The organism is Glutamicibacter sp. AGC84, assembly GCF_053543575.1.
Genome location: NZ_JBLVOC010000005.1, coordinates 281910 through 303933, shown reverse-complemented (window position 1 = coordinate 303933; position 22024 = coordinate 281910). Strand labels below are relative to the sequence as shown.

The 22024-nt window shown below is 61.1% G+C and carries 15 protein-coding genes; 3 read left to right on the top strand and 12 right to left on the bottom strand.

The window, feature by feature from the left end:
- Positions 1-36 precede the first annotated feature (36 nt).
- The 10 genes from ACNPN0_RS03240 to ACNPN0_RS03195 form a co-directional block, all read right to left on the bottom strand.
- Positions 37-4260 carry a DUF4011 domain-containing protein gene (locus ACNPN0_RS03240; protein WP_400342094.1) on the bottom strand — a complete coding sequence of 1408 codons (4224 nt, stop codon included), beginning with the start codon at positions 4258-4260 and terminating at the stop codon, positions 37-39.
- A 185-nt stretch (positions 4261-4445) separates the two neighbouring features.
- Positions 4446-6032: a glutamine-hydrolyzing GMP synthase gene (gene guaA / locus ACNPN0_RS03235; RefSeq protein ID WP_105657599.1), complete on the bottom strand. Its 1587-nt coding sequence runs from the start codon at positions 6030-6032 to the stop codon at positions 4446-4448.
- Positions 6033-6178: 146 nt separating this feature from the next.
- Entirely contained in the window at positions 6179-6643 is a 465-nt protein-coding gene (locus ACNPN0_RS03230; RefSeq protein ID WP_448937657.1) for a DUF3817 domain-containing protein, read from the bottom strand.
- A 50-nt stretch (positions 6644-6693) separates the two neighbouring features.
- Entirely contained in the window at positions 6694-7503 is an 810-nt protein-coding gene (locus ACNPN0_RS03225) for an SURF1 family cytochrome oxidase biogenesis protein (protein WP_400342092.1), read from the bottom strand.
- 174 nt (positions 7504-7677) lie between these two features.
- On the bottom strand, positions 7678-8829 hold the full coding sequence (locus tag ACNPN0_RS03220; RefSeq protein ID WP_448937656.1) for a GuaB3 family IMP dehydrogenase-related protein: 1152 nt from the start codon (positions 8827-8829) through the stop codon (positions 7678-7680).
- Positions 8830-9003: 174 nt separating this feature from the next.
- Positions 9004-10320 carry a BtrH N-terminal domain-containing protein gene (locus tag ACNPN0_RS03215; protein WP_448937655.1) on the bottom strand — a complete coding sequence of 439 codons (1317 nt, stop codon included), beginning with the start codon at positions 10318-10320 and terminating at the stop codon, positions 9004-9006.
- A 271-nt stretch (positions 10321-10591) separates the two neighbouring features.
- Complete coding sequence (locus ACNPN0_RS03210; RefSeq protein WP_332594894.1) at positions 10592-11524, bottom strand: BKACE family enzyme; 933 nt, start codon at positions 11522-11524, stop codon at positions 10592-10594.
- Positions 11525-11535: 11 nt separating this feature from the next.
- Positions 11536-12321, bottom strand: a complete 786-nt coding sequence (locus tag ACNPN0_RS03205) for an SDR family oxidoreductase (RefSeq protein ID WP_286134194.1) — start codon at positions 12319-12321, stop codon at positions 11536-11538.
- A gap of 28 nt (positions 12322-12349) precedes the next feature.
- Positions 12350-13672: an MFS transporter gene (locus ACNPN0_RS03200; protein ID WP_332731638.1), complete on the bottom strand. Its 1323-nt coding sequence runs from the start codon at positions 13670-13672 to the stop codon at positions 12350-12352.
- Between the two features lie 76 nt (positions 13673-13748).
- Positions 13749-14810 carry a LacI family DNA-binding transcriptional regulator gene (locus tag ACNPN0_RS03195; protein WP_286134196.1) on the bottom strand — a complete coding sequence of 354 codons (1062 nt, stop codon included), beginning with the start codon at positions 14808-14810 and terminating at the stop codon, positions 13749-13751.
- A gap of 277 nt (positions 14811-15087) precedes the next feature.
- On the opposite strand from ACNPN0_RS03195, the gene ACNPN0_RS03190 reads away from it, so the two are divergent.
- Complete coding sequence (locus tag ACNPN0_RS03190; RefSeq protein WP_332727098.1) at positions 15088-16437, top strand: short-chain fatty acid transporter; 1350 nt, start codon at positions 15088-15090, stop codon at positions 16435-16437.
- A gap of 24 nt (positions 16438-16461) precedes the next feature.
- Positions 16462-17229, top strand: a complete 768-nt coding sequence (locus ACNPN0_RS03185) for an SDR family NAD(P)-dependent oxidoreductase (protein ID WP_105657607.1) — start codon at positions 16462-16464, stop codon at positions 17227-17229.
- 81 nt (positions 17230-17310) lie between these two features.
- On the opposite strand, the gene guaB is transcribed toward ACNPN0_RS03185, so the two are convergent.
- Positions 17311-18816: an IMP dehydrogenase gene (guaB, locus tag ACNPN0_RS03180; RefSeq protein ID WP_105657608.1), complete on the bottom strand. Its 1506-nt coding sequence runs from the start codon at positions 18814-18816 to the stop codon at positions 17311-17313.
- A 121-nt stretch (positions 18817-18937) separates the two neighbouring features.
- Positions 18938-21091, bottom strand: a complete 2154-nt coding sequence (locus tag ACNPN0_RS03175) for an acyltransferase family protein (RefSeq protein WP_332499449.1) — start codon at positions 21089-21091, stop codon at positions 18938-18940.
- Between the two features lie 298 nt (positions 21092-21389).
- On the opposite strand from ACNPN0_RS03175, the gene ACNPN0_RS03170 reads away from it, so the two are divergent.
- On the top strand, positions 21390-21992 hold the full coding sequence (locus ACNPN0_RS03170; RefSeq protein ID WP_388022667.1) for a TetR/AcrR family transcriptional regulator: 603 nt from the start codon (positions 21390-21392) through the stop codon (positions 21990-21992).
- Positions 21993-22024 lie beyond the last annotated feature (32 nt).

The following is a 22024-nucleotide window of genomic DNA, read 5'->3' as shown; positions in this document are numbered from 1 at the left end:
GGCGGGGGCCGCGCGTTGGTTCTTGCTCAGAAGTCATTACTTCTTTGGCTCCGGATCCTCGTTCTTGCTGGTAGCCGGGACAGGGGCTGGAGTCAGCGGCTTATCCGCGCTGTCCTTTGCAGGTGCTTGGGCAGCTTCAGCTTTGGCACCGCTTTCAGCAGCTGGCGCTTCCTGCTTGGTCTCGGCCTTTGGTTCCAGTCGTGCCTTGGCCGACTTGAGCAGATTGGACTTTTCCTTCGGCGTTTCCGCCTCGGTGGTGACTTCACGGGCAGACACCGGCCGAGCGGCGGCCACACCGGTACGGGTCGAAGCCTGGGCTGGGGCCGCAGGCTTTTTCAACCCCAGTGCATGGGCCAGGCGATCGGTGACAGCACCCGGATCGGTGAAGACGTCAATGGTCCACAGCGGAACATAGCGCCAGCCGTGCTTCTCGAAGAATTCCGGGCGCAGTCGGCTGCGTTCACGCACGGTCAGTCCGGCATAGTGCTCGGTGCCGTCGTAGACCACAGCCAATGGGCGGATGCCGCTGTGCGCAGAATCGTAGGCGTGAGCCGACAGGTCCAGCACACCGCGGTAGTCCTCGGAAACGATGGCACCGCTTTCGCGCAGGCGGCGGGCCAGATCGGAGACCAATGGATCGAAGCGCGGATTGCGCATCGAGCTGACTCCGGAATCCCCTGCCTGCACGCGTCCGAACAGTTCGAAGAACTGTCGGGCACCACGGTAGACGCGGTTCAGGTCCACGTCTTCGGGCAACAGGCTGGACACCAAGGTCATGCGGGTCCGCGATCGGGTCATGGCGGCGACGAACAGCTGTTCGCCGCCCTCGCGGGACAGTGCACCGAATTCGTGCAGGGTCTTGCCGTGCGGAGTACGTCCGTAGCCCCAAGCGAAGATGACCGAGTCCCGGCGCAGGCCGATCAGCCGGTCCATGGTGGTCACCACGAATGGTTCGCGCTTGGAGCGCAGGTGCTCCATCGCGTACTTGTGGTTTGGCAGCTGCACACGGATCGCTTCGGCGATGGCCGAGGCATGGCTGCGGTTCGAGGCAATGACTGCCAGCGATTCGCCCCCGTGGTTCTTGAAGTGGGCGAAGACCAGATCCACCACGCGCGCCACTTCTGCTGCGGTGGTCTGCACGCCGTCTTCGCTGCTGGACAGCGAGCCGGTGGCATCTGGCACGTATTCGCCGCGCAGCAGCGAGGAGTCGCCGGTGAGGTTCACCGCCATTGGCAGGCGCGAGAGCGCCGAATCGTAGTAGGTGGCGGACAGCTGTTCCACCAGGCCTTCGTCGATGCCGCGGTACACGGTGGACAGCGAACCGGTCACCAGGACCTTGTTCAGGGCCTCCAGCGCGGAACGGTCCACGCTCTGCTCGCGAACTCGTGCGGTCGGGTCTACGGAGACCTCGAAGCGCTTCGGACCGCCCAGCATTTCATCGCCAATGGCAATGACCTGGCCGGAGCGGCGGATCGCATCCAGGACTTCACGCAGGGTGAGGTAGTTGGCTTCCAGCAGGATGACCGCATCGAACTTCGTGTCCTCCGGCAGGGCGCTGCCCAGCAGCAGCGGAGCCGAGACGATGACCGGGGTCAGAGAATTGGCCAGCGGTGCTCCGAGATCCAGCAGCCCGGCAATGCTCGGGGTTCCGCCCTTGAGCATCTCGCGCAGCGCGCGGGAACCGGCTCGGTGGTCAGCCAGCGCTGCCTTCCAGTTGCGAGTCAGCGCCCAGCGGATGCGCTGCGGGCCGGCAGCGATGTGCGCGCCGTCAGCCAGACGGTAGTCAGCCTCGATCTTCTCCAGCTTGGAGCCATCATTCATGGCCAGGAAGTCGTCACCGGAGATCATGGCATCCAGCACGGACTGCCACCAGGCAAGCTCCAATTCGCTGTCTACCTGGTCGGCGTCGATCTCGCGTTCGGCGAAGTCATCAAGCAGGTCGCCCAGCCCGGCTTCGGCCAGCTGCTCGGAGATCAACGTGCGCTCGGGCAGCTCGCCCAGGTCCTCGCGGCGCTCGACCAGCGCTGCAATCACCGAGAGCAGCTCCTTGATGGGCATTTCGCGCAGGCGCGAGCCCAGGGAGGACGGCAGCATTTCGGCCAGCTTGTCGATGCGGGCACCGGCGTCGTGGTATCCGGCTTCAACATCCAGCAGGCCGCCTGGGACCTGAGGGTTGCGCTGGCTGGTGGCAATGGCTCGCCAGGCATCGCGCTGGACCGCCACCGCCTGCAGAGCGGACTGCAGGTCAGCTACGTGCATGCCCGGGCGGACGTATTCCTTGGCAATCTTGCGCAGCCGGGAACGGACAATGGAGCCCATCTCCACGCCGTGCTCGCGGCGCCATGCGCTGGTTGCGGTAGCGGCGATCAAATCATCGATGTCGCCCTCGAAGATGTCGGCCTCGAACTTGTCCAGCGATCCGCGGACGGCGACCAGCAACTGCAGCTGGTCTCCCCACTTGTCGTAGCTTTCTTCCAGGCGGATCTGCGAACGCTCGGCGATCTGCAGCATGTGCTCATGCAGGATGGGCAGGTCGCGGCCCAGCCCGCTGGCCAGGTTCAAGGCCTTTTCGGTGGCTTCGGTGTTGCGCAGCGGTGCACCATGCCATGGGCTGGTGGTGTGCATCTTGGAGAAGGCGCCAAGCTGCGCTGCGCGCTTGAGCTGTGCGGCAACATGTCCGCGCTGGCCCATGGAATCCAGCACCGAACGCTTCAGGCGCACGGTGGTGGATGGCGCTGGTTCCAGTGCGGAGAGCCGTGCCAGTTCCTGCATTGCCTGGTATGGCGAGCAACCCCAACGGCTGCGCACCGAGTGCAGCGACTTCACGTGCTCGTGCAGTGCGTGGCGGGATTCGCGCAGGCGCTTGAACATGGAGCCCAGCTGCGGCTCGGCAGCGCGTTCGTTGCGCAGAATTGCCTTGGTCATCATCGCGCGCAGCGCTTCTGGATCCTCGTTGGGTTCCAGAAGCATGCTGCCTGCATCCAGGTGCTCGTTGAAGCGGGTCACGAATTCTTCGGCGGCAGAACGCTGTTCCGCAACCACCAGTACTCGCTTGCCCTGGGCGGCCAGCAGCGCGGCTGCGTTCAGCGCGGTCTGGGTAGCACCGGTACCGGCAGCGGCGTTGATGGCCACCGATTCACCGGCAGCGATGTAGTCAAGCATCTTGGACTGGGACTCATCCGCGTCCAGCAAGAACAGTTCATCTTCCGGATCACGGTCATCAGAAGACTTGGCAATGGTGGTGGTTCCGGTGTGGACCTTGCGGGCAGAAGATCCTTCGGATGCAAGGCTCTGCTTACGCGAGCGCGCGGTTTCCTTGAGAATGTTCTTCACGCGGCTCAGGCGGGAGCCGGCAGCTTCATGGCCCTTGGCATCGGCGGCCTGCGCTTCAGGCTGCTCTTCGTCCTGCTTCTTTTCAGCGGCAGACTCGTCCTTGGCTTCTTCAGGCTTTGAGCCCTCGGTTTTGGAAGCGCCCGGCTTGGAAGCGACCAGGTTGGCCAGCGCTTCGGAGGTCTTGCTGCTTTGGCTGTTTCCAGCCTGCTTTTCCGCGGAGTCGTGACGAATTAGCGCCTCGATGACCGGGTGGGACCCATTGAGCTTGGCCGGGTCAGCTGGGTCCATCAGCTCGGAGAAGGTGGAGAGCAGCAGGCGGTGGCCCACCACTACGCCGGGAACCTCGGACATCTGGTGGCGCAGGGCATCCATTCCGCGGACCGGGTCGAAACGGGCGATGGAGTACGCTTCGGCGTCCACCGCGGCGACATCGACCTTGGCGTTGTGGTCGGCTTCGAATTGGCGCACGAAGGCCGGGGATACGGTGGCGCGGCCGACCAGCTGCAGGTCGTAGTCGTCAGCATCAACGTGCTTGGTCAGTGTGATGCGGCCGAGCATGATGGGAGCCGAGACAGGCTCGCTCTTGCCATCGTGGACCGCGCGCCAGTTGGCGACGCCGGCGGCCAGGTAGCCGACGTCGATGCCGCGTTCTTCCCACAGTTCATTGATCTTGGCCGAGAGCGCACGGGCAGTGCGGCGCGCGGTAGCGTACTGGTCCGCATCGTGCAGCAGCGTGGACAGGCGGGTACGCCGTCCGGCAAGGAACTGGGCCAATCCCGATGGATTGGCATGGGTTATGTCGATGCTATTGGAGGTCGACGGAGCAAATCGCAGGGTGGTATCCGCCCCGGCACTCTGTCCCAGGGATTTCACCCAGGCAGCTACACGCTCGGCGGCAGCATTCTGTCCACTAGTCACGACAGTCATTCCCTTCACTGAACCGACCACATTCGGGCGCACCACAGGTGCAGATACGCCTCTTTCTAACGTAGTGCACGCACCGTGCAGAACCGGTGCGCGAAACACGTTTTAACTGCGGGAAGCGGAACCGGCGTACCGGATCCGCTTCCCATTCACCCGCCAAAGCGCAGTGAATTAGCAGTCTTGGGGATTTACTCCCACTCGATGGTTCCAGGTGGCTTGGACGTAACGTCCAGCACCACGCGGTTCACCCCATCTACCTCGTTGGTGATGCGGTTGGAGATCTTCGAGAGCAGATCGTATGGCAGGTGCGACCAGTCAGCGGTCATGGCATCCTCGGAGGAAACCGGACGCAGCACGATTGGGTGGCCGTAGGTGCGGTGATCGCCTTGTACGCCTACCGAGCGTACGTCAGCGAGCAGCACTACTGGCATCTGCCAAACTTCGTCATCCAGTCCTGCAGCAGTCAGCTCGGCGCGAGCGATCGCGTCAGCCTTGCGCAGGATGGACAGGCGCTCTTCGTTGACGGCACCGATGATGCGGATACCCAGGCCTGGGCCAGGGAATGGCTGGCGGCCAACGATTTCCTCAGGCAAGCCGAGCTCGCGGCCCACTGCACGGACCTCGTCCTTGAACAGGGTGCGCAGTGGTTCAACCAGCTCGAAGTCCAGGTCCTCTGGCAAGCCGCCCACGTTGTGGTGGCTCTTGATGTTCGAGGTGCCTTCGCCACCGCCGGATTCGACGATGTCCGGGTACAAAGTGCCCTGGACCAGGAACTTCACTGGCTCGCCCTCGGAAGCGGCCTCGGCGATGATCGCCGCTTCCGCTGCTTCGAAGGCGCGAATGAATTCGCGGCCAATGATCTTGCGCTTAGTCTCCGGGTCGGTGACACCGTCCAAAGCAGTCAGGAAGCGCTCGCGCTCGTCGGCAATGTACAGCTTGGCGCCGGTGGAAGCTACGAAGTCCTTCTCAACCTGCTCGGCTTCGCCTTCGCGCAGCAGGCCGTGGTTGACGAACACGCAGGTGAGCTGGTCGCCAATGGCGCGCTGCACCAGGGCAGCTGCAACAGCGGAGTCCACGCCGCCGGACAGGCCGCAGATGGCCTTACCGGTGCCGACCTGGGCGCGGATGCGCTCGATCTGCTCGTCAGCGATGTTGTCAGCGGTCCAGTCGCCCTTCAGGCCAGCACCGTTGTACAGGAAATTCTCCAGGACATCCTGGCCGAACTCGCAGTGCTTCACCTCTGGGTGCCACTGCACGCCGTACAGTCGCTTTGCTTCATTTGCGAAAGCGGCAACCGGAGCACCAGCGGTGGTGGCCAGCACTTCGAAGCCTTCTGGGGCCTTGGAGACGGAGTCGCCGTGGCTCATCCAGACGGTAGGGGCCTGAGCGGCACCTGCCAGGATGGAGCGGGCATCGCCCTCAAAGTTGGTTGCGGTGCGGCCGTACTCGCGCAGGCCGGTTTCGGCCACGGTACCGCCCAAGGCGTTAGCCATGGCCTGGAAGCCGTAGCAGATGCCCAAGACCGGCACGCCGGCTTCAAACAGGTCAGCCCCGACGGAAGGGGCGCCATCGGCGTAAACGCTGGAAGGACCACCGGAGAGGATGATCGCTGCAGGGTTCTTGGCCAGGATGGCTTCGGTGGACAGGGTGTGCGGAACGATCTCCGAGTACACACGGGCCTCACGTACGCGGCGAGCGATAAGCTGCGCGTATTGGGCCCCGTAGTCGACGACCAGAACCGGCTTATGTTCTGGATTGAGGGGAGCAGTAGTCACCGTTACAGTCTACGCGGTTCACTGCGCGCGAAACAGCCAAGGTGATGTCATCAGCGTCACCTAGTGGATTTTTGGCAAAGGCAAAGGGCAGATCTGTTCATTTTCGATGAACGGATCTGCCCTTTGGCAATGAATGCAGCCACGTGTCAGTAGCGCTTGGCGGCCTTTGGATGCGCGGCCAGCTCGCGGTCTACTTCTGCGTGCACCTTGGCTTCGGTCCAGAAGGAAAGGAACGGGACGACGCCGCCGAGGGCGATCGTAATGAAGCGCAGGAATGGCCAGCGCATCAAGGTCCACAGGCGGAAGTCTGCAAAGAGGTACACCACGTATAGCCAGCCGTGGGCGATCAGGATGCCCAGCGAGAGGTTCAGTCCCCCGGCCACCTCGGCACGGTTGTACATGCCGACGGCGTTGGAGGTGCCATCGACCAAGGTGCCACCCACGAAGAGTTCCAGGGACCAGAAGTACTTGAAAATCATTTCCAGCACGAGCAGCAGCAGCATCACGCCGGTGATGTAGGCGAAGACCTTGTAGAAGGTTGCGGCTGCACGGATCTGCTTAGGGGTGCCGCCGAATTTCCGGGGCTTCGGTGCCGGGGTGGTGCTGGACATCGTTGGTGATTCCTTCCGATTTCGGTAAGAAGTGCGGTGTGCGTGAAATGCTATTCGTTGCTGTTTCCAGCTTGGGTGGCGTTGCCGCCCGTGATATGTGTTTCGGCAGCGCGCTCAGCAATCTCGTCAAGATCCCGCTGGTAATCATCGCGCACCATGCGGTACCAGAGGAAGATGGCGAACCCTGCGAAGAGGACCCATTCCAGACCGTAGAAAACGTTCAGCCAGTTGATCTGCGCTTCCTGGGGCTGCGGACCGACGTCGACGATATCCAGGCCCGGCTGCGCTACGGTTTCGCCCTTGGCAGTGGTGATTCCGTGGGCCGTGACAAATCCTTCAAAGAGGACCGAATCCCAGATGTTCGCCAGCTGTGCCGAGGCGAGAGTTGGCAGCGTAGCGCTGCGCAGGTCCTCGCGGAATTCCGGGCCTTCGCTAGGCAGCAGGCGCCCGGTGATCTCCAGTTCGCCTTCAGGTGCCGGAGCTGGCTTGGTTGCTTCAGCCTGCCAGCCGCGTACCACCGCAATACCGGCGTCCTGGGCCGCGCCCTCGACCTTGAATTGGGTGATGACCCAGACACCGCGCTGATCGCCATTCAGCCGAGGCGCAATCAGCTGATCGGTGCCGGGGACGAATTCGCCCTCCATAGTGACGATCTGGTCTGCCTTGATGCCCAGCAGTTCCTTGCCGACTTCCTGATGCTCGATCAGCGCGACCGGCTTCTCGGTCTTGTCGATCTTGACCGGCGGCTCGGTTTCGGAGGCGCCGAACTGCCATCCGGACAAGAGAACGAATCCGGTGGCGAGAGCTAGCGCGGCAAAGAGGGCGCCGATCCATTTGGGCTTCAGAGCGGTTTTAAGCACACTCTAACGGTACTTCTATTTGGCGTAGAACTCGAAATGCGATGGCGTGAGATTAGCCCTGTTGCCTTATTTTCCGCTGGTGGAACCAACTTGCTTATTCATTCGTTGAGACCAAGCGCTTAAACGACACTGGCCCCACCCTTCGAAAGAAGAGCAGGGCCAGATCAGGATCCGCTAGAAGCGATCGGATTCGTACGGGGACAGCACGACGTCGACGCGCTGGAATTCCTTGAGGGTCGAGTAGCCGGTGGTGGCCATCGAGCGGCGCAGTGCGCCAACCAGGTTCGAGGTGCCGTTGGTCTCGTGCGATGGGCCGTGCAGGACCTTCTCCAGCGAGCCGACGGTTCCGACCTTGGCGCGGTCGCCACGTGGGCTGGCCTCGTGAACTGCTTCCATGCCCCAGTGGTAGCCGGCGCCTGGTGCTTCATCGGCACGGGCCAGTGCGGTACCGAGCATCACTGCGTCGGCGCCCATGGCGATGGCCTTGACGATGTCGCCGGAGTTCCCCATGCCGCCATCGGCGATGACGTGGACATAGCGTCCGCCGGACTCTTCGATGTAGTCGCGGCGTGCGGCTGCAACGTCGGCGATGGCAGTAGCCATCGGCGCGTGGATACCCAGAGTGCGGCGGGTGGTGGAGGACGCGCCGCCACCGAAGCCAACGAGCACGCCGGCTGCACCGGTGCGCATCAGGTGCATGGCCGGGGTGTATCCTGCTGCGCCGCCCACGATCACTGGGACATCGAGTTCGTAGATGAACTGCTTGAGGTTCAGCGGTTCGGTGGTCTTCGAGACGTGCTCTGCCGAAACTGTGGTGCCGCGGATGACGAAGATGTCCACGCCGGCAGCGACAACGGTCTTGTAGTGCTCCTGGGTGCGCTGCGGGGTCAACGAGCCTGCAACGACAACGCCGGAGTCGCGGATCTCGGAGATGCGCGAGGTGATCAGCTCAGGCTGGATGGGAGCCGAGTACAGTTCCTGCAGCTTTGCGGTGATCTTCGGGTCGTTGCGGGTTGCCGCCTCGGACTCCAGGCCGGCAATTTCAGCCAGCACTGCTTCCGGGTCCTCGTAGCGGGTCCACAGGCCTTCGAGGTTCAGCACGCCCAGGCCGCCGAGCTTGCCCAAGGCGATTGCAGTAGACGGGGAGGTCACCGAATCCATTGGTGCGCCCAGGATAGGGGTGTCGAACTGGAAGGCGTCGATCTGCCAGGACACCGATACGTCCTTCGGATCACGGGTACGGCGATTCGGTACGATCGCTACGTCGTCCAGGGAATATGCCTTAGTTGCCCGCTTGCCGCGGCCGATCTCAATCTCGTTACTCACCTAACTAGGTTATCAAGATTCCCGGATAATCCCGCTTTTGATAGCGCATTGGCTTTAGGCGATGTTTCTGCGCTGGCTCTGGCGCATGGGGCCGCAAGTGGCACACCGGGACAACAATGCCCTGCCGGCCGGTGAGTAAGATCACCGGATGGCAGGGCCTATGTTGAGCCAGGTTTACTTGGCTGTCTTGGATGCAAGCTTCTTGGCGGTCACGGCCAAGGAGGTGGCGGCTTGCTCTTCAGAATCGGCAATGCGCTCAATCGCGTCAGCCAATACGGCGAAGTGCTCAGCACGCTTGGCGAACTCGGTCTCTGGATCAATCAGGTCCGCGAACTCATCCCACTGGGTGGAGAGCTGCCGGTAAGCATCTACGTGAGCTGCCAGCGCCGCCAGGCCTGGAAGTTCCGCCGCTTCCGAAAGGAACTCCGCGTACAGGCCGCGCAACGCGCCCTCGCCGCTGAAACGCGTGTCGGAGAAGAAACCTGCGAGCTGGTCCAAGCCGTTGGCCAGCGCTTGCTGGCTTGCGAAGATCTGGGACCAACCGGTCTTGGACTCGTTATCGCGCAGTCGCGTGGCCAAGGTGCGCATGCCGGTAATGCCGAAGTTCTTGGCAAAGTGCACTGGAACCCCGGAAAGCTCGCTGGTGCCCAGCAGGCGAGCGGTGGTTTCCCCAATCGCCTCGACGGCATTGGCGGCCAGGGTCTCGGCCTTCGGCGAGCGCGAGGACGGGATCCATGCCTGCCAGTGCTTTTCCTTCTTGCGCATCGCACGGGCGATGGCCAGTTCCTTGGGGCTAATAAGGTTCAGCGCACCTGAACCGTCATCTACCATCAGGTCTTTCTTGTGCTCGCCAACGACGACGAGATCCAGGGTCTCGGCCTCATCAACCGTGTTGCCGTCAATCCATGGCAGCGCGCTGATTGCCACGCGAACCACCACGGTGCGGCCTGCGTCCAGGGCAGCGTCCATGTATTCGACAGCGCGTTCGGCTGAGCTGGTGGTACGTTCGGTCACCGGAGCACCGCAACGAGCCAGCAGGTTCTGTGTATAGGGTTCCGGGTTGTGGCGGGTCACCAAGGTTACTGCAGTCTCTTCGCCGCCTTCATGGGTAAAAGCCATGAAGCCGATACCGCCGGCAAGGCCAGCGAGCAATGCCTGGCTCAGCGGTTCGCCGGTGTGCTTGTTGGTGACGCCAGCTTGGACTAGGACTCGGTGCCAGAGCGCAGCATCGTACTGGATGACATCTTTTGGCGCTGGGTACTCAGGCAGTTCGTCAGCTGGCGAAGCAGCCGGAGCGTTCTTGCCTTTCTGCTCCTGCGCCTTGGCCTTTTCGCGTGCTTCCTTGGCGTAGTCGCGTGCGGCGGCAGCGCGAGCGGCCCGAGGGCTTTCAGGCTTGCCGGCCAAGATGTTCTTGCGCGCGGTGGTGTAGCTCTCCCCCGTGCGTTCCATACGCTGTCGGGTTTGCTTCTTCAGGTTGGCTGGCTGGCCCATGTACTGATTGTCCTTCCGTCACCGGCGCATTGGCGCGAGGTTTCCCGCACGCGCAGGGAAGCGCCGCCATCGAACAAGTCTACGTGTCCGCGGCGAGCGAGTCCCGCGATGTTCTAGTGGGATTGGATACGCCACGGCGCGCGCCAATGCGCGGCGTCAAACTGGGACTAGGACAAAACAAGGCTCCATCTATGCCTGCATGGGGCAGGACAGATGGAGCCTCGAGTCTGTTTGATTTTGTGCTGCTATTCAGGCCGAAGGCATTTGGCGCCTAGAAACCGACTTTGTCGCGCCCCTTGAGCTCCAGCATCTCCCGGGCTTCCTCGGGAGTCGCGACCTCGAAATTCAGTGCTTCCAGTATGGTCCGGATACGGGTCACTTGCTCGGCATTGGAAGCGGCGAGCTGCCCCGGTCCGATCCACAAGGAATCTTCCAGCCCAACACGTACATGCGATCCCATGGCCGCTCCAATGGTAGCTAACGGCATCTGGTTCTTGCCTGCACCGAGGATGGACCATTCGTAGTTCTCTCCCAGCAGGCGGTCAGCCGTGCGGCGCATATGCATCAAGTCTTCCGGATGCGCCCCGATGCCGCCGAGCAGACCGAAAACCGACTGCACGAAAAGCGGGCCACGGGCCAGCCCGCGCTGGTGGAAGTGACTCAGGTTATTTAGGTGGGAAATGTCGTAGCATTCGAATTCGAACCGGGTGTCATTGGCGTTACCGATTTCCAGGATCCTCTGGATATCGGCAAAGGTGTTCTTGAAGACCAGATCCCGTGAATTTTCCAGGCCTTCTCGTTCCCAATCGTGTTCGAACTCCGTGAACCGGTCCAGCATGGGATACAGTCCGAAGTTCATTGATCCCATATTGAGCGAAGCGAGTTCAGGTTCGAAGGTTGCCACCGGAAGCATGCGTTCTTCGACGGTCATATGCGGGGAGCCACCGGTGGTGATGTTGACGATGGCGTCGGTGCCGTTCTTGAGCTTCTCCAAGATCGGTTCGAAATGCTTGGGATCCTGAGATGGGCGGCCGTCCTTGGGATCACGCGCGTGCATGTGGACTATGGCCGCGCCAGCCTTGGCGGCGCCAAGCGCAGCTTCGGCAATCTCATCGGCGCTCACCGGCAGGTGCGGCGACATGCTGGGGGTATGGATAGCGCCGGTGACAGCGCTGGTAATGATGACTTTTCGCTTGTTTTTCACAATACGCCTTCCTAGTACAGTTTCTCGGTGTTGCCATCGACTGCCATGGCCTGGCCGTTGATCCGAAGTGCCATCGGGCTGGCCAGGAACACCGCCATATTGGCGATGTCCTCGGCCTCGACCAGCTTGTTGAGCGATGACTGCGCGTGGTACAGATCGGAGACTTCGTCCACCGGACGCTGGAGCATTCGCGCCTTCGCCTCGATGACGGATTGGATGCGCGGGCCATTGACTGCCCCCGGGCAGATGGCATTGACCCTGATTCCTTCACCGCCGAGCTCGATGGCAAGCGTCTTGGTCAGCCCGATCACTGCCCATTTCGATGCCGAGTACGGACTGCGACCTGCCATGCCCAGACGGCCAGCGGCCGAGGACAAGTTGATGATGGATCCGCGGGTGGACTGGCGCAGCAACGGGAGCAAGTGCTTGATGCAGAAGAATTGTCCGTGGACATTAATATCGAAAGTCGTCATCCAATCTTCGGATTCAAGAGTCTCGATAGGCCCGGTAGGACCGGCGATTCCGGCATTGTTCACCAGGACGTCCAGTCCCCCTAGAGACTGCTGGATCTGATCGGGCAATCCACGTACCTGATCTTCATCCGACACGTCGCTCACGGAGGCGGCAAAACCCGCCGACGCGGCGGCACGCACTGCTTCAGGATTGATATCCGTAACGAAGACTTGTGCGCCATGGTTCCTGAACTCTTGAGCGATCGCCAGGCCGATGCCCGCAGCTCCAGCCGTGACGAGAACCCGGAGTCCGTCAAAGTCCATTTTCATGTTATGGGTATTCATTAGAGTTCGTTGCTCCTTAGTTAGATGCCTAGTGGCCGGACACAGCGGCTTTAGCGGGATCCTCGGTGCCTTGCTTGAGCTTGAGAGTGAGCAGTGCGCCAACGGCGCAGATCGCGACAATGAACCAGAGGCCCGACATCTTGCTTCCAGTAGCTTCTTCCATCAGCCCCATGATGTAGGGACCAAGGAATCCGCCGAACAGCCCGACGGTGTTCACGAAAGCAATGCCGCCAGCCAGAGTCGCACCGGAAAGGCGGGTTGCCGGGTAGGTGAACAGGATCGGCTGCAACGCGAAGAAGTTGAACGCGGCTAGCGAGAAGCCGATCAGTCCGAGCACCGGTCCGCCAAGCGCACCGAGGGTGAACCCGGCAACGATGCCGGTCATGGTTGCGCTGGCAACGATCCGCGATCGCGAGCCATTGGTGGCAAGCTTGGGGATCAGCAAGGCGCCTGCGGCAGAGAAGACCCACGGTATCGAGGTGAGCAAGCCGATCTGGATGGTGGATAGCTCTCCGTATGTACCGATGATCGAAGGCAAGAAGAAGCTCAATGCGTAGACTGCGATCTGGTGGGAGAAGTAGATCGCAACGACCAACAGGATCTGCTTGTCCTTGAGAACATGGAGAAGCTTGGAATTTCCAGCAGCCTGCGCGCCGGCGATTTCCTCAGCCGCGATTCGCGCTTCCAAGTCCTCGGCCTCGGCCTGGGTGAGGAATTTAGCTTCGGTGGGCTTGTTGGGCAGGAGTTTCCAAACTGCGATAGCCAAGAAGCACGCTGGCAACCCCTCGATGATGAACATCCACTGCCATCCGTGCAACCCGCCAACGCCGTCCATAGTCAGCAGCAGGCCGCTCAGCGGCGCCCCGATGACGTTCGCCAGGGCTACGCCGAGCAAGAAGAGTCCGTTGGCCCGGGCGCGGTCTTTGACGACAAACCACTGGGTGATGAAGTAGATGACTCCCGGGAATAGGCCCGCCTCAGCGATGCCCAGCAGCATGCGCAGGATATAGAAGGACCACTCCCCCTGGACCAGTGCCATGCAGGCAGACAGGATTCCCCAAGTGATCATGATCCTCATGATCCAGAACCGTGCGCCGACCTTGTGCATGATCAGGTTTGAGGGAATCTCCGAAAGCGCGTAGGTCAAGAAGAACAGCCCGGCACCCACGCCGTACGCTGTAGCCGAGATACCCAGATCGATTTCCAACCGGTCTTTGGCCATGCCGATATTCGTGCGATCAATGAAAGCCATGACATAGGCTGCGATCAGCAGCGGCATGATGCGCCGGAAAATCAGCTTGTTGAGCATTTCCGGTGAGCGCATCCGACGTGTCGCGTTGGTAGTTTGCACGGTCAGTTCCTTCCGCATGCAGGCATGACGAGTAGAGGGCACCAGGCCCTTGGCTTTGAGAATGTCTAGTGGTGAGCTAGAGGGCAGGCATTCGCCCTGTAGCAGGGCACCCGCAAGTCCTACCGATATGGAGGCTGTGCTCGCAGATCGTGTGCTTGTAGGTGTTCCGCGGCTCGACGATCTGTTCCAGGAGTAGCTCGAAGGACCTTTCCGCCATGTCTTTCACCGGCTGGACAATTGTTGTCAGCCCGATGATTTTCGAGCGGCTGTGCCTGAGTCCGTCACAGCCGACGATCGCGACATCCTGTGGAATGCGCAGGCCCAGCGACAGCGCATGCTCCATGACACCAATGGCAATTTCATCCGATCCGCAGACCACAGCCCGTGGCGGATGCGCCGAGCTGAACAATCTTTTGGCGGCCAGCTGCCCGCCTTCCGAACTGAGCTTGGTACTGATCAGGCGTTCTCCCGCAACCCGGACACCCCTTTGTTGGGCAACCCGGACAAAAGCCTGTTCGCGCAACAAAGACGCAGTAGAGGAACGCGGCCCGATGACAGTGGCCACCTCCGAATAGCCGTGATCCAGAACGTGGGACATGAGTTCCCCCGCAGCCGCGTCGTCATCGATCCCGACGAAATCACCAGGCAGATGCTCGGAATTGCGCGACAGGCAGACATAGGGAATTCGTTTCTGGCGAAAGGTCCTCAGAGAACGCGAATCTTCCTTGATTGCAGCGGCGATAATGACGCCATCAACATTCCGGGCAGCCAGGGTACGAGCAACTTGATCCAGCGCCTCGGGGTCGTCCCCCGTTGTTGCGACAAAGACATCGAACCCGGCCGCGGCGGTGGCATTGATGATGTGCTGTGCCCAGATCGTATACATCTGGTTCACGATGTTCGGCAGCACTAGGCCGACCACGCGGGTCAGAAGCGGGTCCTGCTGCTGCCCATGGTTGGCGGGACGGTAGCCAAGTTCGTTCGCCACCTTCAGCACATGGCGCCGGGTCTCAGGCGAGGCACCGGGTCGACCGTTCATGATGTAGCTGACCGTTGCAGAAGAGACCCCTGCAGCTCGGGCAACAGCAGCAGCAGAGACACGCGCTGGTCGAAGCGATAAATGCGACTGGGTGGTCAACGCGCACCTCCATTGGTGAAATCGGATAAGAACCTGCGAATGCTTGTGATCACCATTACATGGCATGGAAATACGTTAAGCAACATTAAGCTTCAAAAGCTAAATCTTCTGAATCACCTTATTCATGCACCTGAAGCACCGGGTGCAACCGGAGATAGGACGCCTAGCCACTTACGATTGCTTAATGCCGAACCGCACTAGTAGCGTCCTCGAAAGGATGTGACGGCAGTCATATTCCTCTCCAGCAAATTGATCGGCCTACTCTTGGAGGTGCACGATGCTCACAACCGCAATGAAGCCTGTGACTCGTCTTGTCGAACGATGGATGCCCTCAGCAATGGTATTCGCCGTCCTGCTGACGTTGATCGTGATGCTCATGGCCTTGACGATGACCGACTCGTCTCCGGTCGCCGTGGTGAATGCTTGGGGCGAAGGATTGACAGGGCTACTGGCCTTCATCACGCAGATGTGCCTGGCCCTGCTCTTCGGGCATGCACTGGCCCATACCCGCCAGGTCCAGGGGGTGCTGTCGAAAGTATCAAGCATTCCAAAGAACGCGGTGCAGGCCTACGCCTGGGTCACCCTGCTGACCTGCTTGGTGTCCTGGGCCCAGTGGAGCCTGGGACTAATCGTCGGAGCGATTCTGGCCAAGGGTATCGCCACCAGCTGCCGCGAACGCGGCATCAAAGTCCACTTCCCTTTGTTGGTCGCTGCCGCCTACACCGGCTTTATTCCCTACCATATGGGATATTCAGGGGCAGCCCCGCTGACTTCGGCCACTCCTGGCAGCTTCATCGAGGAATTCCTGGGTGCTCCGGTCCCGGTCACGGAAACGGTCTTCAGCTGGTGGAATATGACTGGCCTGCTCATCATGATTCCCGCGCTGGTCATCGGCATGGTGATGTCCCGGCCTAAGACCGACGAGGAGATCCTGGAGATCCCGCTCAGCAACCCGGATTCCCAGACGGAGGCCCGTCAAGCTGGGAAACCGGAAAGCCCGGCAGATTGGATTGAATCCAAGCGCTACGTCACGACCGGACTGGGACTACTGCTCAGCGTCTTCATCGTCGGGCACTTCATGCGCCTGGGCTTCGTTTTGACCTTCGACATCGTGAACTGGTCGATGCTCGCGATCATCCTCTTGCTGGTTGACTCCCCTGTAGCGTTGGCCGGGCTGATCAAGAACGCTTCGACAGTCACCGGCGAAGTGCTGCTGCAGTATCCGCTGTACGCCGGCATCCTGGGGATCGTGACAACGACGGGACTGATCACCGTGCTCAGCGATGCGTTCATCTCGATGTCCAACGCGAACTCATTGCCGATTGTCGCCTTCCTCGCCGCCGGCTTGGTAAACATCTTCGTGCCCAGTGGTGGCGGCCAATTCGCCATTCAGGGACCGATTTTCATCGAAGCGGCCAACGCCTTGGGCACGGATCCCGCCTTGATCATCATGGCAATCGGTTACGGCGACACCTGGACCAACATGATCCAGCCGTTCTTCGCATTGCCGATCTTGGCGATCGCGGGGCTCGGAGTGAGATCCATCTTGAAGTACACCTTTGTTTCATTGGTCATCAGCGGTGCGGTATTCCTCTTCATCTTGCTGTTGCCCACCTATATTTTCTAACGAGCACGCAAACAAGGAATTCCCATGAGTCTTGAACAGTTTTCACTGGCCAACCGTCACGTTTTAGTGACCGGAGCTGGCCGCGGCATCGGGCAGGCTATGGCACTGGCAGCCGTCAAAGCTGGCGCACGTGTCAGCGCAGTGTCCCGCACGGAGTCCCAACTGGAGCAAACACGGCAGCTTGCCGGACTCGATGGGCAACGCCTGCACACCTATACCTGGGATGTAGCGCAAACCGGCAAAGCCAATGAACTTGTAGACCTTGCCGAAGGCAACGGTCCGGTTGATTCCGTGATCCATGCTGCGGGTGTGCAGCTGCGCAAGCAGGCCATCGATTTGGATCCTGAGGAATGGCGATGGGTACAGAAGGTCAATGCCGAAGCCCCTCTGTTCCTCAGCACCGAGATCGCGCGGCGGGAGATCTCCCGCGGCAGCGCGGTCGGAAGCCACGTCTTCCTCTGCTCCCTGGCAAGCACCATTGGGCTGCCCAATGTCGCACCATACGTCATGTCGAAGTCAGCCGTACTCGGAGCTGTCCGCGCGCTGTCCCGGGAATGGTCGCAACAAGGCATCCGCGTGAACGGCATTGCTCCCGGATACGTCCAAACGCAGCTCACTTCAGATCTCCTGGCCAAACCGGCAGACAGAGAACGAATCCTCTCACGGATCCCGATGAATAGGCTGGGGCACACTGATGACTTTGCCGGACCGGTGGTTTTCTTGCTTTCGGAAGCATCCCGGTACATCACTGGACAGATGCTCAACGTCGACGGTGGCTGGCTGGCCTCCTGAATCAGCTAGCAGAGATGCGAAAAACCCCATCGCCTCTGGCAATGCGCCAGTGGTGATGGGGTTTTCCGCATCAGATGAGCCTTAGCGCGAACGGTAGTTCGGTGCCTCAACGGTCATCATGATGTCGTGCGGGTGCGATTCCTTCAGGCCTGCTGCGGTGATGCGGACGAACTTGCCGCGTGCCTTCAGCTCGGGAACGGTGCGTCCGCCAACGTAGAACATGGTCTGGCGCAGGCCGCCCACGAGCTGGTGGGTGACAGCCGACAGCGGGCCGCGGTAAGGGACCTGGCCTTCGATGCCTTCAGGGATCAGCTTCTCGTTCGATGGCGCGTCAGCCTGGAAGTAGCGGTCCTTGGAGTACGAGGTGTTCTTGCCACGGGTTTCCATTGCGCCCAGCGAGCCCATGCCGCGGTAGGCCTTGAACTGCTTGCCGCCCATGAAGACCAGATCGCCTGGGGACTCAGCGGTACCTGCCAGCAGGGAGCCGAGCATGACCGAGTCGGCGCCAGCCACCAGGGCCTTGCCGATATCGCCCGAGTGCTGCAGGCCGCCGTCAGCGATCAATGGAACGCCAGCTGGAATGGCGGCCTTGGCTGCTTCGTAGATAGCGGTAACCTGGGGAACGCCCACGCCGGCAACGATGCGGGTGGTGCAGATGGAGCCCGGGCCAACGCCGACCTTGATGGCGTCAGCGCCAGCATCGATCAGTGCCTTGGCACCGTCATAGGTGGCTGCCTGGCCGCCGATGATGTCCACGTGCGCAGCCGCTGGATCCTTCTTCAGGCGTGCAATCATCTCCAGCACGCCCTGCGAGTGGCCATTGGCGGTGTCGACAACCAGTGCGTCAACGCCGGCGTCGATCAGGGTCATGGCACGCTCGTAGCCTTCGCCGAAGAATCCAACAGCAGCTGCAACACGCAGACGGCCTTCGTCGTCCTTGGTCGCCAGAGGGTACTGCTCGGCCTTGTCGAAGTCCTTGACGGTGATCAAGCCGGTGAGCTTGCCGTCGTTATCGATGAGTGGAAGCTTCTCGATGCGGTTCTTGGACAGGAGCTCGATTACCTTCTCTGGAGCTACACCGTCATGAGCGGTCACCAGCGGCATGCCGGTCATCACTTCGTAGACCTTGGTGGTCATGTAGCGTTCGCGAGGAACAAAGCGGGTGTCGCGGTTGGTGATGATGCCCAACAGCTTGCGGTTCTCATCTACCACTGGCAGACCGGAGACGCGGTACTGAGCGCACAGCTCATCCCATTCAGCCAAGGTGGCACCCGGGTGCACAGTGACTGGGTCGGTGATCATGCCCGACTCGCTGCGCTTAACCTGGTCAACCTGCTTGGCCTGGGACTCAATGGAAAGGTTGCGGTGGATCACGCCGATACCGCCCTGGCGTGCCAGCGCGATTGCCATGGGTGCTTCGGTCACCGTGTCCATTGCAGCGGAGCTGATGGGCACCTGGATGTTGATGCGCTTGGTGAAGCGGGTGGTGGTGTCCGCCTCCGAAGGAATCACATCCGTCGGGCCAGGCAACAGCAGAACGTCGTCGTAGGTGAGTCCTTCAAAGGCAAAGGGGTTGAACTCAGTCACGGGGGAACCTTTCGGGGCGACAGCGGAGGTTGATTAAATGGTAGAGCTCTTTTGGCGTTCCGGTTATTCCTTCGTGGCGCACTGTGTTCAACCTCATGCCCCATCCCGCATCAGGGGTGATTTATTCCCAGTTTGTTGCTTCCTTGAAAGAAGAAGCGAACTGGCGCTTGGCACTGAGCACGAAGGTCTTGGACAGGTGCGAATCATCCAGGTACGTCAAGACGTTGCCAATGACAGCTTTGCAGACCCCCTCGGGGCAGAGCAACCCCGTCATGTCCAGGGAAACAACCTGGTCGTCATAATCATTGGAATCCAGGAATTGCTCCACTGGATTCACGCTGTTCAAGGCGTAGCCGGCCGAACCATCGCAGTTGGCAGGAAGTCCCTTGTTCGAATCCACGCATTCCGGAATGGAGTAGGTATAGCGCGGGGTATCGCGCATCGCGATGACCCGGCTTCCGGCATCGAGCAGCGGCTGGATCATCTCGGCGTAGTTGTCCACCAGGATCTCCTGCTCCCCCGGGCTGCGAAGCATGTCATCAGGGTCCGCTACGGTCTTGCTGGCCGTGGTCAGCACCATCTGCGGAGCCAGATCCGCTACGTATTCCTGCGCCGCGTCCTGGAAACCGGAGCAGGCTTCTTCCACGCGGTCAGCATCGGAGCCGTAGCGGCAACCCGGTTCGTACACCAGGATCCAGCTGCCGCCAGCTTCCTCGATCATTGCCGAAGCCGCCGCGGACCAGTGCTGCATGTGCGAATCGCCCAGCAGTACCAGGTCCGGCGCTCCCCCGTCGAAAGTGCCGCCCTGCTCGCAGAAGTGGATGCGCTCGTCATCTGGAGCGTTCGCCCCTTCGCAGACATCGCCGGGAGTCTGCCATTCGCTATCCAGTTCGGTCGCCAGCGGCAGGGTCAAAGCCGCAGGTGACGGATCCCAGTCATCTTCGGCGTTGGCCCCGGGGTTGTCGGTGGCGGTCTGCGCCGCGGCCATGGCCCTGCGGTGCTCGACGTTGTTCTCCCAGGCCATCACCGGAAGGCTGGCTACGCCAAGCCCCACAGCGACCACGGCAAACTGGGCAATGAGCTTGAACCCGGTTTGCGGAATCAGGCGCGAGAAGCTGGCACTGGCTTGCCAGGCGATGGCCGGTTTCTCGACGAACTTGGTGGTGGCCCACGAAGCGAGGATCGAGGCAAGAATCAAGACACTGCCGGCAGCGAAGGAAGCCTTCTCGTTCCCGGAGACCTCAAGGTAGAAGACCAGCAACGGCCAGTGCCACAGGTACATGCCGTAGGACAGGTCGCCCAGCTTTACCAGCGGGGGCAAGGAAAGCAGGCCCGACGGGTTGGCCCAGCTGCGCGGTGCCGGAGCCGAGATCACCAAGGCGGCGGCGACCGTGGGCACCAAAGCCATGAAGCCCGGGAACTGCCCCTGCACATCCAGTACGGCGCCACTGCCTATGACGGTGGCCAGGCCGGCCCAGCCTCCGATGCGGCGGATCTTCTCGGGCAGGCTGGAGAGCCACGGCAATGCCAAGGCGAGCAGCGAGCCGAGGGCGAATTCCCATAGGCGCGCGCCCGTGTGGAAGTAGGCCACCTGCTGGTTGGTGGCGGTGATGTGAATGGAATACGCGAGCGAGCCGAGGAAGATGGCTCCGAAGGCGCCGCCTGCTACGGCGGCGAAGCTGTGCCGGGAGAAGAACTTCTTCCAGAGCAGTGCGCTGCCGGCAAGAACCAGCGGCCAGATGATGAAGATCTGTCCCTGGACAGACAGGGACCAGAAGTGCTGCAGCGGCGAGGCGGCGGCAGTGTTGAAGGCGTAGTAGTCCACCTGGTGATCCGAGAGGTACCAGTTCTGCCAGTAGAACAGCGCGGCATTGGACTGGTCGATCAGCTCCAGCCAGCGCGTACTAGGCAGGATGATCCATGCCGCGATGACCACGCCAATGATGACTACCGCCGCTTGCGGTATCAGGCGCGAGAATCGATGCAGCCAGCCGTCGAGCAGAGGCGGGCGCTGCCCGCGGGCGATGCGCCGTGCGGTGGAAGAAGTGAGGAAGAAGGCGGAGAGCATCAAGAAGATGTCCACACCGCCGGAGACCCGGGAGAACCAGATGTGATAGCACATCACCAGCAGGACTGCGAGGGCGCGAAGTCCCTGCAAATCAACTCGGAAACCGGCACGCTGGGTGCTTGTCCGAGACTGATCCAAGGTATGGCTCACTGGCTGCGCTTTCTTCGGGGACAGGTAATTGTCCTCGGCGTTTTCTACTTGATTCACGTCAGACAACCAACCATCTTATCAATTCGCCATGGCCACACCGTGCGAGTTGACGCTGCTGCCGCTGTAAAGCAGCGTATATAGATTGACCGTATTGGCCTGACCTGCTCAGGATTAGCTGTCGAAATTCGAGAACTGGCGCAAAGTTCCACGGCGGTTTGCCGCCCAGCCATCGTCGGCACGGCGGCAAATTGTTGCTTGGCCAGGTGAGCGAAGTCAATCCGCGCATTCTGAAACAACAGCTTTCTTGATTAGACTCATGAATAACTCTGATCAGTTCTAGCCGAGGGGCTCCCGGGTGACGTCTTCAACTCCTATGCCAGGACGACGCGAACGCAACAAGCAGGCGAAGCTTGAACGGATCATCTCCGCGGCCAGCGAACTCTTCGCGGCACACGGTGTCGATGAGGTCACCACGCAGCAGATCGCCGACGCGGCGGATATCGGAACCGGAACCCTTTTCCTCTACGCCAAGTCCAAATCCGAGCTGCTGCTCATGGTGCAGAACCACCGCTACGAACGCTCCTTGGAGCAAGGCATCGAGGCCTCCAAATCAGCAAAGACCGCGCTGGAGGCAACCATGGCCCTTTTGGTACCGATCATCGACTGCAATCGGAAGCATGTCGACAACGGGCGCTTTTATCTGCGCGAAATGGTTTTTGGCGATTCGGCGGAACCGCATCATGCCGAAGCCCTGCGCATAGCGGCGTTGACCGAACAGGCGATTGCCGAGCTCCTGGGCACGCATAGGAATCTGGAGGCGCCGGAGGCAGCCAGGATTGCGCGGGCCATCACTTCCATCCAGTTCCTGGCGATGGCTACTGCTGCGGACCCGGCACTGGCCACAGCTGAAGTCGCCCGGGGCATCCGCGCTCAGATTGCTGCAATCCTCCCCCACTGACGAGCAAAGCGCGCCCACCGCCCAGGCGAACG